The sequence below is a fragment of the Halanaerobiales bacterium genome, assembly GCA_035270125.1.
GTDB lineage: Bacteria > Bacillota > Halanaerobiia > Halanaerobiales > DATFIM01 > DATFIM01.
In genome coordinates, this window is sequence record DATFIM010000058.1 from 1 (window position 1) to 14,716 (window position 14,716).

The 14,716-nt window shown below is 28.3% G+C and carries 16 protein-coding genes and 1 riboswitch; all 16 genes read right to left on the reverse strand.

Annotated elements, in window-relative coordinates:
- Window positions 1-1,148, reverse strand: a 1,148-nt coding sequence (locus VJ881_03105; protein HKL75032.1) for a bifunctional 3,4-dihydroxy-2-butanone-4-phosphate synthase/GTP cyclohydrolase II, incomplete at its 3' end; no start/stop codon positions are given.
- Between the two features lie 14 nt (window positions 1,149-1,162).
- Window positions 1,163-1,828, reverse strand: a complete 666-nt coding sequence (locus tag VJ881_03110) for a riboflavin synthase (GenBank protein ID HKL75033.1) — start codon at window positions 1,826-1,828, stop codon at window positions 1,163-1,165.
- Entirely contained in the window at window positions 1,828-2,955 is a 1,128-nt protein-coding gene (gene ribD, locus VJ881_03115) for a bifunctional diaminohydroxyphosphoribosylaminopyrimidine deaminase/5-amino-6-(5-phosphoribosylamino)uracil reductase RibD (protein HKL75034.1), read from the reverse strand. Before ribD ends, VJ881_03110 begins: the two co-directional genes overlap by 1 nt.
- A gap of 100 nt (window positions 2,956-3,055) precedes the next feature.
- Window positions 3,056-3,178: riboswitch (FMN riboswitch) on the reverse strand.
- A 58-nt stretch (window positions 3,179-3,236) separates the two neighbouring features.
- Window positions 3,237-3,749 carry a hypothetical protein gene (locus tag VJ881_03120; GenBank protein ID HKL75035.1) on the reverse strand — a complete coding sequence of 171 codons (513 nt, stop codon included), beginning with the start codon at window positions 3,747-3,749 and terminating at the stop codon, window positions 3,237-3,239.
- Window positions 3,750-3,845: 96 nt separating this feature from the next.
- Window positions 3,846-4,565 carry a TRAP transporter TatT component family protein gene (locus VJ881_03125; GenBank protein ID HKL75036.1) on the reverse strand — a complete coding sequence of 240 codons (720 nt, stop codon included), beginning with the start codon at window positions 4,563-4,565 and terminating at the stop codon, window positions 3,846-3,848.
- A gap of 17 nt (window positions 4,566-4,582) precedes the next feature.
- On the reverse strand, window positions 4,583-5,422 hold the full coding sequence (locus tag VJ881_03130; protein ID HKL75037.1) for a thiamine pyrophosphate-dependent enzyme: 840 nt from the start codon (window positions 5,420-5,422) through the stop codon (window positions 4,583-4,585).
- A complete protein-coding gene (locus tag VJ881_03135) occupies window positions 5,415-7,112 on the reverse strand; it encodes a 2-oxoacid:acceptor oxidoreductase subunit alpha (protein HKL75038.1) in 1,698 nt (565 codons plus the stop codon). The genes VJ881_03130 and VJ881_03135 overlap by 8 nt, the downstream gene beginning before the upstream one ends.
- Window positions 7,113-7,187: 75 nt before the next feature.
- Window positions 7,188-7,679: a ferritin family protein gene (locus VJ881_03140; GenBank protein ID HKL75039.1), complete on the reverse strand. Its 492-nt coding sequence runs from the start codon at window positions 7,677-7,679 to the stop codon at window positions 7,188-7,190.
- 175 nt (window positions 7,680-7,854) lie between these two features.
- Window positions 7,855-8,055, reverse strand: a complete 201-nt coding sequence (locus VJ881_03145) for a cold-shock protein (protein ID HKL75040.1) — start codon at window positions 8,053-8,055, stop codon at window positions 7,855-7,857.
- A 77-nt stretch (window positions 8,056-8,132) separates the two neighbouring features.
- Window positions 8,133-8,843 (reverse strand): hypothetical protein, encoded by a 711-nt coding sequence (locus tag VJ881_03150; protein ID HKL75041.1) that lies wholly within the window; start codon window positions 8,841-8,843, stop codon window positions 8,133-8,135.
- A gap of 51 nt (window positions 8,844-8,894) precedes the next feature.
- On the reverse strand, window positions 8,895-9,440 hold the full coding sequence (locus VJ881_03155; protein HKL75042.1) for a manganese efflux pump: 546 nt from the start codon (window positions 9,438-9,440) through the stop codon (window positions 8,895-8,897).
- A gap of 120 nt (window positions 9,441-9,560) precedes the next feature.
- A complete protein-coding gene (locus VJ881_03160) occupies window positions 9,561-10,961 on the reverse strand; it encodes a TolC family protein (GenBank protein HKL75043.1) in 1,401 nt (466 codons plus the stop codon).
- Entirely contained in the window at window positions 10,954-12,018 is a 1,065-nt protein-coding gene (locus tag VJ881_03165) for a TolC family protein (protein HKL75044.1), read from the reverse strand. The genes VJ881_03160 and VJ881_03165 overlap by 8 nt, the downstream gene beginning before the upstream one ends.
- Before the next feature lie 28 nt (window positions 12,019-12,046).
- Window positions 12,047-13,267 (reverse strand): ABC transporter permease, encoded by a 1,221-nt coding sequence (locus VJ881_03170; GenBank protein HKL75045.1) that lies wholly within the window; start codon window positions 13,265-13,267, stop codon window positions 12,047-12,049.
- Window positions 13,268-13,280: 13 nt separating this feature from the next.
- The gene (locus VJ881_03175) at window positions 13,281-14,504 is read right to left on the reverse strand and encodes an ABC transporter permease (protein HKL75046.1); all 1,224 of its coding nucleotides are present in this window, start codon (window positions 14,502-14,504) and stop codon (window positions 13,281-13,283) included.
- Window positions 14,491-14,716 (reverse strand): hypothetical protein (locus tag VJ881_03180; protein HKL75047.1); only part of this gene is annotated, 226 nt, incomplete at its 5' end. The genes VJ881_03175 and VJ881_03180, both read right to left, overlap by 14 nt.

The window sequence follows — 14,716 nt, forward strand, 5'->3', positions numbered from 1 at the left end:
AAATAAAACTCATTTTTCTCATTAGGATCTATTTCCAAAGGAACTCTTTCAGTAATTTCTAAGCCATATCCTTCCAGACCTACAATTTTGCGAGGATTATTAGTAAGAAGTCTTATAGAACTTAAGCCTAACTCAGAAAGAATCTGGGCTCCAATCCCATAATCTCTTAAATCAGCGTCAAAACCTAATTGACGATTAGCCTCAACTGTATCATAACCTTCATCCTGAAGTGAATATGCCTTTATTTTATTAGTAAGTCCAATCCCTCTTCCTTCCTGGCGCATGTAAACTAAAACTCCTTCACCTTCATCATCTATAAGCTGTAGAGCTTTAGCAAGCTGTTCACCACAATCACAGCGAAGCGAACCAAAAATATCTCCTGTAAGACATTCAGAATGAACTCTTACTAATACATCTTCTTTACCCTCTACATCTCCTTTTATTATTGCTACATGTTCTTTGTCATCTAATTCTGTACTAAAAACTTTTATATGAAATTTACCAAATTTAGTTGGAAGTTCAGCTTTAGCTTCCTGATTAACCAGATTATCCTTTTTCTTGCGATATTTTATCAAATCAGCAATACTTATTAATTTCAAATTATGTTTTTTAGCAAATTCTTTAAGTTCAGGCAGACGGGCCATTTTACCATCTTCTTTAATAATCTCACAAATCAAACCTGCTTCTTTTAATCCAGCTAATTTAGCAAGATCAACTGAAGCTTCTGTATGACCTGCTCTTCTGAGAACTCCACCATCTTTAGCTTCAAGCGGAAAAATATGACCAGGTCTTTTAAAATCTGATGATCTACTATCTTCATCAACCAGCTTATTAATAGTTAAAGCTCTTTCTTCAGCAGAAATTCCTGTTGTTGTATCTTTATGATCAACTGAAACTGTAAAAGCTGTATTATGAGAATCAGTATTTTCTTTTACCATCTGGGGCAGGTCAAGCTCATCTATTCTATCTTTTGTTAAAGGAACACAAACCAGACCTCTGGCCTCTTTAATCATAAAATTTACATCTTCAGTAGTAGCTTTTTCTGCTGCCATCAATAAATCGCCTTCATTTTCTCTATCTTCATCATCAACAACAATAACCATTTTACCTTCTTTTATATCTTTAATTGCTTCTTCAATATTATCCAAATTTATCACCTCTTTTATAGAAATCCATTTTCTTTTAAAAATTCTTTATCAAGACCAGAATTTTTATTATCATCTTTTTTATCTGTCATTCCCATTTTACCCAGCATTTTATTTACATATTTACCTATTATATCAGCTTCAATATTTAAAACTGATCCTACTTTTACATCTTTTAAATTAGTTTCACTAACTGTTTCTGGTATTAATGATACTATTAAAGATTCCTCTTTCAATTTATAAATAGTAAGACTTACCCCATTTAAACTTACTGAACCCTTTTCCACCATATACTGCATTAAGTTATCATCTATAGCTAATTCCACTAATTTAGCATTATCCTCTTTTTTAATATTTAAAACCTTACCAGTTCCATCAATATGACCGGTAACAATATGTCCTCCCATAAAACTATCAGCTTTCACAGCCTGCTCAAGATTAACAGGATCTCCTCTTTGTAAATTACTTAAATTAGTGGCATTAAGAGTTCCTGGCATTACATCAGCAGTAAAACTACTTGCAGTATTTTTTACAACAGTCAAACAAACACCATTAACGGCAATACTATCACCATTTTTTATACCTTCCAGTACCTTATTTGCAGAAATCTGTAGTTGATATTTATTTGAACTGGAAATCTTTCTTTTTAATTCTCCAGTTTCCATTACAATCCCGGTAAACATTAAATATCACCTTCTTTTTTACGGTAACCTTTTATTAGAAAATCTTTACCTACCTTTTCCATCTCATAATCTTTTATTTTAATAGCATCCTCCATCTTAAGAGGGCCATCACCATCAAAAACAGTTATTCCATCATTACCACCAAAATATTTTGGAGCTATGAAATTATAAAATTTATCAACTAGCTTTTCTTTTAAAAAAGAATGATTTACTTTTCCCCCTCCTTCTATTAAAATACTACTTATTTTTCTTTTATGTAATTTTTTTAATAATCTTTTTAAAGGAATATTTCCATTTTCATTAATTTTTAGAGATAATAACTCAACATTTTCTTTTTTCTCATAAAATTTCTTTTTAGCAGCATTTACCTGATCACCATGAACAATAAGTGTTTTAGCCTCAGAATTCTGAATTATAATCTTTGCATCCTTAGGAGTTTTTAATTTTGAATCAAGTATAATTCTCAATGGATCTTTTCCCACAATATTTTCAGGTCTAGCAGTTAAGCTGGGATCATCGCTTAAAACAGTATTTATGCCTACTAAAATCCCATCAACTTTATGACGAAGCTGATGGCCATATAATCTTGCTTTTTCTCCTGTAACCCATTTAGAATTTCCAGTAGATGTAGCCAGATAACCATCTATAGTCTGGGCAGATTTTAAAATTATAAAAGGATTGTCAGATGTAATATATTTTAAAAATATTTCATTGAGTTTTTTGGCCTCTTTTTCAAGTAATCCAACTTCAACTTCAATCCCTTTATCTTTCATCATTTTAAAACCTCTACCGGCGACTTCAGGATTGGGATCCTGCATAGCTGCCACAACTCTTTTTACTCCTGAGTTAATTATTTTCAAAGAACATGGTGGTGTTTTACCATGATGACTGCAGGGTTCTAAAGTCACATAAATAGTACTCCCCCGGGCCATTTTTCCAGCTTCATCAAGAGCATATACCTCTGCATGAGGACCACCATAATACTGATGATAACCCTCTCCAACTATTTCACCATCTTTAACCACTACAGCCCCTACCAGTGGATTGGGACTGGTAAATCCTTCACCTTTTTTAGCAAGTCTTAATGCTTTTTGCATATAAAATTTATCTTTTTTACTAAATTCCATTTCAACAAAACACCCCTTTATACAGCAAAAAACCCTTCCAGCAGGGGAAGGGTTTAAATTCATTATAAAATAAAAGTTAAGATTAAACTTCACTTATATTTTAAACTAACTCTCTTCCAGACTATACTGTCGGTTTTGGAATTTAACCAAATCAATCAGATGAAAAATCTGATTCGTGGACTTTACCACCGGTTAGGAATTTCACCCTTCCCCGTTAGTTTTTTATTATTTAATTTTTTTAAGTATACCATTTTTTTTAATTAAAGTAAAGAATAAAAATTTTAAAAAACCTGATTTCCCTGATACCAATTGATAAATTCATCTAAAAATTCATCATCCAAAAATTCAAGATAAACAAAATATTCTTCATTATTATTTGTTTCAATTATTAATTTTCTACCTGGTAAATTATACAGAGAATCATCAATTTCTTCAACCTTTTTTGAGGCAGGTATCTCAAATTCTTTACTTAAAAAAGCATCAAAACTTATACTTTTTATATTAAAACGTTCTACCATAACTTCTTTTTCTTCTTTTTCGATTACAAAATACATCTTAAGATTTTCTAAAATTATCTTCTCATACTTAATTTTGAAAAAACTCATAATTGTCGGCAAAGTGTCAATAATAAATAAAATTGCAACTGAAATATAAACAGCCCAGACTAATATAGTTTGTAATAAAATATCTCTTGCCATTAATATATCAAATAATATTCCAGCAATAAGAACTAAGATAATCTTAGCTATTTTTTTAAGTAAAAAGATTTTATGATAACTATATTCTTTCTCCATAGCTTGCCCTCCTGCATTCTTGTATTAAATATTAGTATCTATATAATTATTTTTGCATAAATGCTTATTTTCCTGCTTAATTATTTATTTCATTAATTATTTTCTAAAATAATAGCTATCGGGAAATATATCTTTAGCTTTTTTTATATAATTTTCTACTATATTTTCATCTTCTTTTTTCTCATAAAGTTTGGCCAAATAATAATATGAAATAAAGTTATCTATTTTTTGGTCACTATTTAAAGCCTTATTGAATGCCTCTTCACTTTTATTAATATCTCCTCCACCTATTTTAGGAGCCTGAAGATATATAATTCCAAGAGAATTATAGGCATTATAATTTTCTTTATCTAATTCTATTGCTTTATTAATCAAATCAAATGTTCTTTGCCCATTACTTATTGCAAAAAAAGCACCTTTATTATTTAAAAGACGAATATAACTTTTTCCTGCTAAATTATAAATATCACTTTTTTCTTCATATTCCATTGCTTTTTCAGCTGATTTTTGGGCTGATTCATAGTAATTAATTGCCTCTTCTTTTTTATCTTGAATATCTGCAATTTCTCCCAGTATAAAATTGCTTTCCCCTCTATAATAAAATTTTTCATAATTATCATCCATATTATTTAATTCACCAATTAAATTATTTAACTTTGCTTCTAAATCAGCTAAAGAAGTTTTCCCTCGAAAAAAATTGAGCTCTACTTCATTATAGTTTTTTTTCAAATTATTATCAATAGCTTTAACCCCAAATTGGCCGCTGCCCAAAAAAACAATTATAATCACTAAAAACAAAATTGTATTTTTTCTCATAAAATTAGCTCCTAACATTATTGAAATTCTGTTAATAAATCCTCCATATTAGAAGGGTCAATCTCTCTATTACTTATTATTTCATCATTATCAAGCCAGGGAAAATGATCTCTAAATATTTCTCTTTCATCTTCATAAAATACTCCAATAGGAATCTCATCTCCCCAGATACCTGCTTTACTAAAAGCAGCCTCAATATCATTTTTATCATGATTATCTAATTTTTTTACTCTCTCACTATACCATTTATAAGTATTAATTTTATTAAAAGATACACAGGGTTGTAAAACATCCACTAAAGCATAGCCTCTATGTTTAAAAGCCTTTTCTATCATTTTAGCAAGATGTTCACGATCTCCCACAAATGACCTGGCTACAAAAGTGGCTCCTGAAGATAAAGCAATTCGCAAAGGATTAAGGGGTTGAGCAGTTACTCCTTCAGGCTGCACATCAGTCCTCATATCTGTACCACTCGTTGGAGAAGCCTGACCTTTTGTTAAACCATAAATTTGATTATTATGAGCAAGATGGACAATATCTAAATTCCTTCGCATATTATGAAGAAAATGATTACCACCTTCACCATAACTACAACCATCTCCAGATTCAACAATAACTTTTATCTCTGGATTTACTATTCTCATCCCAACAGCTGGAGGTATAGCTCTACCATGAAGGCCATTATATCCATTAATTTTCAAAAAATGAGGCATTTTAGCCGCCTGACCAATTCCTGTAAACATAACTACATCTTTATAAGACAAATTCATTTTATTAAAACTTTCTTTTAAAGTTTTACGAAGAGGAAAATTCCCACAACCTGGACACCAGCTAGTAATTTCTCTCTCTTTAAACATCATTAACCACCTCATCCATTATTCTTTCATATATTTCATCTCCACTAAATGGGCGACCACTATATTTTAAAATTTTATTTTTAATTTTAATCTGTAATTCGCTACCGATCAATCTTGAAAATTGACTTTTTGCATTGTTTTCAATGACTATTTTCTTAACATCTTTTTCTGCCCAATTTTTAAGCTTAGTTTTGGGTAAAGGCCAGATATCATTAAAAGAAAGAAAACCGACTTTAATGCCATTATTTATTAACTTATTAGTTGCTTCTAAAATAGGACCATAAGTAGAACCCCAGCCAATTAAAAGATAATCAATATCTTTTTCACCATAATACTCAGCTTCTTTTAAATCTTCATCTATTAACTTATTTAATTTATTCTCCCTTTTATTAATCATCTCATTACGAAGTTCTATATCCTCAGTTACCCTTCCATATTCATTATGTTCATGACTATCAACAAGAATTGTATCATTTTCTAAACTACCTGGATAAGCTCTTGGAGAAATACCATCAGCTGTTAATTTATATCTCTTATATTCATCTTCATTTTCTTCACTATTAAAATATAGATTTCTCTTCACTTCCAGTTTATCTAAATTTATTTTTTTAATATCACTACTGGAATCAGCTAAAAATTGATCTGAAAGTATAATAACCGGTATTTGATATTTTTCTGCCAGATTATGAGCACGAAAAGTTTGATAAAATGCATCTTCCTGATCTTTAGGAGCAATAACCATCATTGGAAATTCACCCTGAGATGAATTAATGACAAAATTAAGATCACCCTGAGAAGTACGAGTAGGTAACCCGGTTGCCGGTCCAGGTCTCTGCACTTCAGCTATCACCAGAGGAATTTCACCTACTCCTGACATTCCAAGTCCTTCATTCATCAAAGCAAATCCTCCACCTGAAGTACCAACCATAGCTCGACCACCACCATAAGCAGCCCCCAGGGCCATATTAATCGCCCCCAATTCATCTTCCGCCTGCTCAACTGCTATTGACAATCTTTTTTGATGAGTGGCAAGATAATTCAAAATCCCGGTAGATGGTGACATCGGATAAGCAGCATAAAAAGAAACTCCAGCTGATGCTGCTCCAAGACCTACAGCCTGATTACCATCAAGATAAAGTCTTTCTTCACTTTCATCAAATTCATTCATTTCCATATTTTCTATTCTTTCACAACTTTTATATCCTTTTTCTAATAATAAAAGATTATCTTCTACTTTATTTTTATCTCCAGCAAAATATTCATCAATAACTTTTTTAGCTTCTATTAAATCAAAACCAATAGTTTGCAAAAAAGCCCCAATAAATACTGAGTTCACACCTTTAGAATTAATCTCTTTGGCAATTTCTTTTGCCCTAACTAAAACTGAATTTTTTATATCTTCTACTTCCCTCTCTGCTAATAAAATCCCTTCATTTTTAAGATCTCCTAGATGATTTTCAATTGTTTCCTCATTTAAAGCCATTATTAGGTCCAGATCATCTTTTGGACCTTTTACTTCTTCATCAGAAAATCTTATTTTAATAAAATTATGTCCACCTCTAACCCTGGACATATAATCTTTTGTAGTAAAGATATGATATTTATTTCTAAAAATAGTTTTTCCTAATAGATAAGCAGTTGTTTTTAAACCCTGACCTGCTTCACCACCAATTAATATATTATAATCCAAGTATATCACCTCTAGTATTTTTTATTATATAAAAATTATGCCGACAGAATAAACTGCCGGCATTCTAAATTGATTTTAAAATGGTGCAAATCCCTGTTCATTCCACCAATCTTCTTTTAGCATATCATATTGAGTCTCAAAATCTCTTAAATGTTGATATTCCCAATCAACTAAAATTTCATACAATTCTTTTGCCTCTTCATTCTCTGTTTTTTCTGCAGCTTCTTTATAAAAATCTATAGATTCTTTTTCCATTTTTATACCAATACTAAAGACTGATAAAGCCATATCACCTTTTTCTTTGGAAACATTTTCCCAGCTGAATATTTGAGGAGAATCGGGAGGTGTTATATCAAAAATACTCAATTCCTTATCATTTTCACCTTTCATTTTTTCATAAAGCTCTTTTAGATATTTAATATGTTCCAGCTCTTCATTAGCCAATTTCATAAAGGAATCTTCTTCTCCCTCACTATCACTCTGGGAGGCTGCCATTTTGTAAAATTGATAACCTTCATTTTCATTAATAATCGCCTTTTTGATAATTTCTAACTCTTTTTTATTCAAAAATATCCCTCCTCAAGTCAAATAAAATTACCTATCTATATATTAAATTAATCAAAAAAGTAGTAATTCCTTCTTTTATTAAAAAATTTATAATATTCTATCATTAATACATACAAAAAAACCCCACCTACTTCTTGAGTAGGTGGGGAAAATAACCTGTTTCTAGTACAGTTTTTTATAATTTAGTAACATTTTCAGCTTGTGGTCCACGATCGCCTTCAACGATTTCGAATTCTACTTCTTGACCGTCTTCTAGACTTTTGAAACCTTCTTCTTCAATTGCTGAAAAATGTACGAATACGTCTTCTCCATCTTCACGTTCAATGAAACCATAACCTTTTTTGTTGTCAAACCATTTAACATTACCAGTATAAATCATTTAAAAATTCCTCCTATTTAAAAGTGTTGCTTTTTCAAGCTCGATTAAAACTATATCATAAAATTATATATTTGTCAAAAATCGCCATCCTGCATCCAGGCTCTAACTAGAGAGGACAATCCCTGTAGTATAAAAACCCCGGAAACCCAGTAATAAACAAAATTTGGGTACAAAATTATAAGAACTCCAACAACAATATATATAATCCCTATAAAACTTAAACTAAATTTTTCAGTTTTTCCTGTTTTTTCACTCACTTTATCCACCACCTTCAAGAGACTTTTATGTGATAATAGGGTATCCCAGATAAAAAGATGGGGTTTATCCTCAGCTATCTCTTCTTTAACTGATTCCCAAAAATAAGGGAAAAATATTATATTAAGAAAAATACCCAAAAGGAAGATACTTAAAATATAGGTAAGACTTGAATAATAATCACCCCAGGTTAAAAGTAATCCTATTTCATCCATCAAAAGTCCAAGCCCAACCCCATAAAATGCAGCTAATTTTTCTTTTGACTTAAAACCAGTTCCTGTTATTGAAAACCAGCCTGCCAGAGCAATAAATAAAATTCCAAAATAAAAATGATGAATATGATATCCAAATAAAATGATATTTCTACCTATATAAAAATTAAGATCTCCACCCTGTTTTACTATTTGGGCTATTTCACTATTTGCTGAACCTGCTATATAAGCAGAAATTCTAATAAATAAAAGGGATAGTAAATAAGTTGAAGAAATAATAAAAGGAATTTTACTATCTTTTTTATCCTGATTTTTCACTTCCTTATTTTTGATAATTATCCCTCCTTTATTGCTAACTATTTTTTCTACTTAAAATATCATATTTAATCCAAAAATAAGAAGTATTATTCCTCCTATATAATCAGCATATTTTTCCATAATATCTAATTTCTTTATATAAGGAACGATTCCAAAAGCAACAGTTGTCATAACTACACTTACCAGTCCTATAACTATAGAATTTTCAATTAAAATTAAATCTTTGAGATTATATAAAATTGAAAAACCAACACCTAAAGCATCTATACTAACACTAACTCCAAGTGCTATATAGGAAAATAAACTAAGATTAACATATGTACATACTTCATCATTTTCATAGCCATCTTTTAATAATAATAAACCAATAAATAATATAATAATTCCACTTAATAAGTTTGATATTTGAAATAAATTATTGTTGATGAAATTTCCTAAAAAAGCTCCTCCAAGTGTTAGTAAAAATTGAAAAAAACCAAAAGAAAAAATTAACCCTAATTTTTGTTTTCTTAAAAGTTTATTACCACAGCCAAGACCTAATGCTACTCCAAAAGCATCAAATCCAAGGGCAGTTCCTATTAAAATAATATTAAGCATATACTATTCCAACTCCTATATGTATATAATATCAATCAGCTTTTATATTGTAAAATATATATTAATATAATTCAAGAAAAATATAAAAGGGCCGGTAATTTTATCTCAGCCCTCAAATTTTTAATATTTAGCTGTTAAATTTAGCATTCTCAATCTATTTATTAACAATTGATCTTCAATTTTTGTTTTTTCATTTTTTCTTTCTTTATATTCAAATAAAATTTCTAAATATTCTGTTCTGCTTATTATATTTTCATTATATTTTCTTTTACTTACTCTTACTTCCAGTTTATCTTTTTCTAATTTCATTTCCATATTTTCTAGTTTAAGTTTATATATATCATTTTCATCTAAAATAGAATTAAATTCTGTTATTTTGTTTTTTTCAATAAATTCAGCTTTATTTTTGAGATAATTAATTTCTCTTTTTAGTTCAGTTGACTCTAAATTTGCAAGGTCTCTATCAAAAATATCTAAAGATAGACCAATTGAGATCTCAAAATTTTCATTCTGTAAATAGCTGCTATTTTGATAATAAGTATTGGTTTTTACTTCTATCCCCCTTTTTTTCTTTTGAAGTTCATAATCAGATTTTTTTCTTTTTATTTCTTTATTTAAGGATAATAACTCAATATTATTATTTTTTATTTTTTGATAAATACTTTTTAGATCATTATTATAAAATTCACTTTGATATTTTTCTTTTATTTTTTTAATAAACTCATCTTCTTTGGTAAATTTTATTTTATATTTATCTTTTATACCCAAATTATTATAAAAATGATTTTCTTTAAGCTTAAGTTGATTTTCTAAATTTATCATATTATTTCTTACTTCATTAAGAGAAATTTTTGCATCTAGTAGATTGTAATCTCCAATTTCTCCTAGTTCATATTCTTTTTTTATCTTATTTAAGTTATCTAAAAATAGCTTTTCTTTTTCTTTAATTAAATTAATATTTTCTTTTAATCTTAAGATAGATAAATAATCTGCAAGCCAGTTAATTTCTTTTTCATTTATTAGATTATTTAATCTCAGTTTTGCCATTTCAAAATTATCTTCTAAAAGAGTGAGCTTTTTTTCATGTTCAGTTGCTGTTTTAGGATAAAGTGGTAAAGAAATATTTAGATTATAGGATAATTTATCTTCTAAGTTATTAAATTCAAAAGGTTCCTTTTCTATAATATCCAGATTTGACGAAAATAATATACCGGAATAATAACTTTTATTTAATGACAAACTTAAATTTTCTTTAAATCCTTCATATTCATTTGCTTTACTGTAGGCAAAATTATTATTTAAGGTGAATTTCCAATCCATATTTTTATTTAATTTCTTAATTTCATTTTTGCTTTTTTCATAACTTCTTCTGGCCTCAGTTATTTCAATATTATTATTTTCAGCAATTTCAAAGGCTTTAGTTAAATTAATTTCTTCAACTGCATAAATAGTACTACTAATTGTAAACATAAACAAAATAAAAAATACAATACTAAAATATTTGTTATCTTTATTAAACATCAAAACCAGCTCCCAAATTTTCTCCTAACAGATTTTTTAATTTTAGTAAATTAAGTTGATAATTATAAACTGACCTCTTATAATTAGCCTGTTCTTTTAATAAATTTAATTCAGAATTTAATAAATCAATCTTTTTGATCATTCCTTTTTTATATTGTTCACTTAATATAAAATGGTTTTCTTCTAAAGCTTTTAGATTGTTTTCCCTCATTTTTAAGTTATTAACTGCTTTTTTATAAAAATAATGCTGTCTTCTTAAATTATCAACTGAATCCATAGTGAACTTTTCTTTTTCCAGTTTTTTTATCTCCAAATTATTTTCCAATTTATTGATTTTTAATTGAGCAATCTCTTTTACCTCTGCCATCTTAATTTCATTTTTCAATATTTCAATTTCTTCAGTCATTAACTTAATTTCCACTTTTTTATTAATAATTTCATCATAGTCAATTTTATTTAAGTTTTCTTTAATTTTATAGTTAATTTCAGTATTTAATTCAATATTTTTATCATCTGCTATTCCTAATATATATTTAAATTCCTTTAATTCCTGATTATAATCACTTTTTACATTTTCACTATCAATAATGCTATTATTTAAGTTATTTTCCTGATTAAATACATCAATTTTATTTTTATATCCTTTTTTTTCTTCAGCTTTGATAGTTTCTAATAAATTTCTTTCATAAAAAATTTCTCTCTCTTTTATATTCTTTTCGGTTTTAAGTTCAAGTATTTTAAAATATTTTTCAGCAATAAAAATTAATCTTTGATTTTTTTCATTCAAATAATTATTTTTTCTTATTTTAAAATTTAAATTTATTTCCTTTTCTTTAGTTTTTGAATTAATAAGTGAATTATTAATTTTCTTTTCTTTTGTTTCTAAAATCAGATTATCTAATTTAATTTTTCTTATTTTAAAATCAATATCATTTTTCTCCATTAATCTAAATGTTTTTTCCAGATTAATTTTTTCTATTTCAGAACTATCTGCAAAATTATTAAAAGAACTCAAGAAAAATATTAAGGTTATAAAAATTAATATTTTTTTAGACATATTTTTTCCTCCATATTCTTATATTTGATTATTCATATCTTAAAGCTTTTATAGGATCAAGTTTTGATGCTTTATAGGCCGGGTAAAATCCAAATAATAGTCCAATACTTACAGTAACCCCAAAAGAAATTAATATAATCCAGATAGGAATTACTCCCTGCCACCATTCAAAAAAGTTTTTGATTACAATATTAGCTATTAAAGAAAGTCCACTTCCTATCAAAATTCCAATAATTCCTCCACTTATAGTTAATATGATTGCTTCAAAAAGAAACTGCTGTCTTATATCCGCTGCAGTAGCTCCAATGGCCATTCTTAAACCAATCTCTTTTGTTCTCTCTTTTATTGAAACTAACATAATATTCATGACCCCTATTCCACCTACAAATAGAGAGATTGCTGCAATGCCTCCTAATACATAGGTTAAAACAGTGAATACTTGATTTGCTATATCAACTGTTCCCTGTAAACCCTCAATACTAAAACGGCTTTCTCCATTAGCAGTTCCATATTTTCGATCCAACAAATAATTAAGTTGAGAAATAATATTTTTTTCTGTTGAATTTTGATCATATTCTATTAAGAAAAAATCAACATTTCTTCCTCTATATCTCCAAAAATCTCTAAAGGTTGTAGTGGGTATAAAGACAACATCATTTCCAAATCCTATAGTTGAATTTGATTTTTTTAAAACCCCAATAATTAAAACAGAATGTCCATCAATTTTAATTTCTTCACCTACAAATTCTTTTGCATTTAAATTACTATCAATTTTTTCTATAACACTCTCACCAATTAATCCAACTCTTTTTTTAGAAGTTATATCATCTTTTTTTAATTTTCTTCCATATTTTATATCCATATTAGTTAGATCATTTATATTTTCTCTAACTCCACCTATCTGTATTCTATCGGTTTCACTGGATTTATATTCAATCTCAATAAAATTTCGATAAGATGGTGTAACTGTTTTGATATCTGCTGAAGAATTCTTTAAATATTCTTCATCTTCCAAATTAAGATTTGCTCTTAACGAATAAGGCAAATTATAATTGCTACTTAAATAAATCTGTCTTGTTTGCATCTCACTAAATTGCCCACTTACAACTGCTCTTGTTCCTGATCCCAAAGAAACCATTAAAATTACCGCTCCAACCCCAATTATAATCCCTAATAATGTTAAAAATGATCTGAATTTATTACTTGTAACACCGGTTATAGCCATTTTTAACCTATCTAAAATATTCATGAAATCCCCCTTCCTACTCGTAATGCAGAGCCTCTATTGGATTTAATCTAGCTGCTTTTAAAGCAGGATATATACCGAAAAACAAACCAACAAAAGATGTGAAAATAAGTGACACAAGTGAAGCCCATAAAGGTACAGTTGCATTTAATTGAATATAATTTTTTGCAATTTGCCCAATAAAATCACTAGCTATATGTCCTAAAAATATTCCTAAAATACCTCCCACAAAACATAAAATAATTGATTCTATTATAAATTGTGATAATATATCTTTTTTATTAGCTCCAAGTGCTTTTCTTAAACCTATTTCTCTGGTTCTTTCTGTAATAATAACTAACATTATATTCATTACACCTATCCCGGCAACTAATAAAGTAATACTGGCTACTCCTCCAAGCAAAATCAGTAAGACTATTTTTATTATATTAACCATTTCAAGTCCACTAACCATATTATAAGTAGCAAACTTTGATTTTCCTTCAACTGTCAATCCATGACGTGTATTCAAATGTTCCATAACTTTATTTTTTACATAAGGCAGTTTTTCTCTTCCATTAGCTCTAACCAAAATACTAAATCTATTTTTAGTTCCTGTTATTCTTTCCATTACTGTGATTGGAATAAAACCTCTATTATCATTTATAGACACAGGCAATATTGGTGATTCATAATCTTTAGGAAGAATCCCAACAACAGTAAAACTAGTCCCATCTAATACAACTTTTTCTCCTATTGCCTTATCATTGCCAAAAATATTTTCAGCTGTTTCATGACCTAAAATAATTACCTGATTAAAATTTTCTATATCAAGTTTATTTATAAAACGACCTTCAGCAATTTCTAAATCATAGATTTCTTTAAATGCAGGTGTTGTTGTAATAAGATTAAAATCTATTTCTTTACCATCATAGCGTAATGAACCATCACCACTGTAACGTGGAGCAATAGCTTTTATATTGTTTTTTTCTTTTTCTTCAATATAATCTATATCTTCAAATGTCATTTGTCCTAAAAATCGCTGAGTTTTTGAGTCATATCTATTATAAACCTGCATTAAATCTACAGGTGCAATTCTTTCTAATTCAGACATTACATAAGTTTCTGCTCCCTGAATTACAAAAATAATGATAATCACAGCGGAAATACCTATTATAATCCCAATCAAAGTCAAAAAAGTTCTGGTTTTATTATGAAAAATTTCACTCAAAGCAAGTCTAATATATTCAAGAAATTTCACCACTGCCACCTCCAGCTTTGTCTAACTCAAATTCAAATTGCTGGACATTTTTGATATTTTCCTCTCTGATAATTTTCCCGTCCCTAAAATAAACAATTCTTTCAGCATGTTGAGCTACTTTTTTATCATGAGTAACCATTATAATTGTAATACCTGAATTATTTAATCCAGTTAATATCTCAAGAATATCTTCTTCAGATTCAGAATCAAGA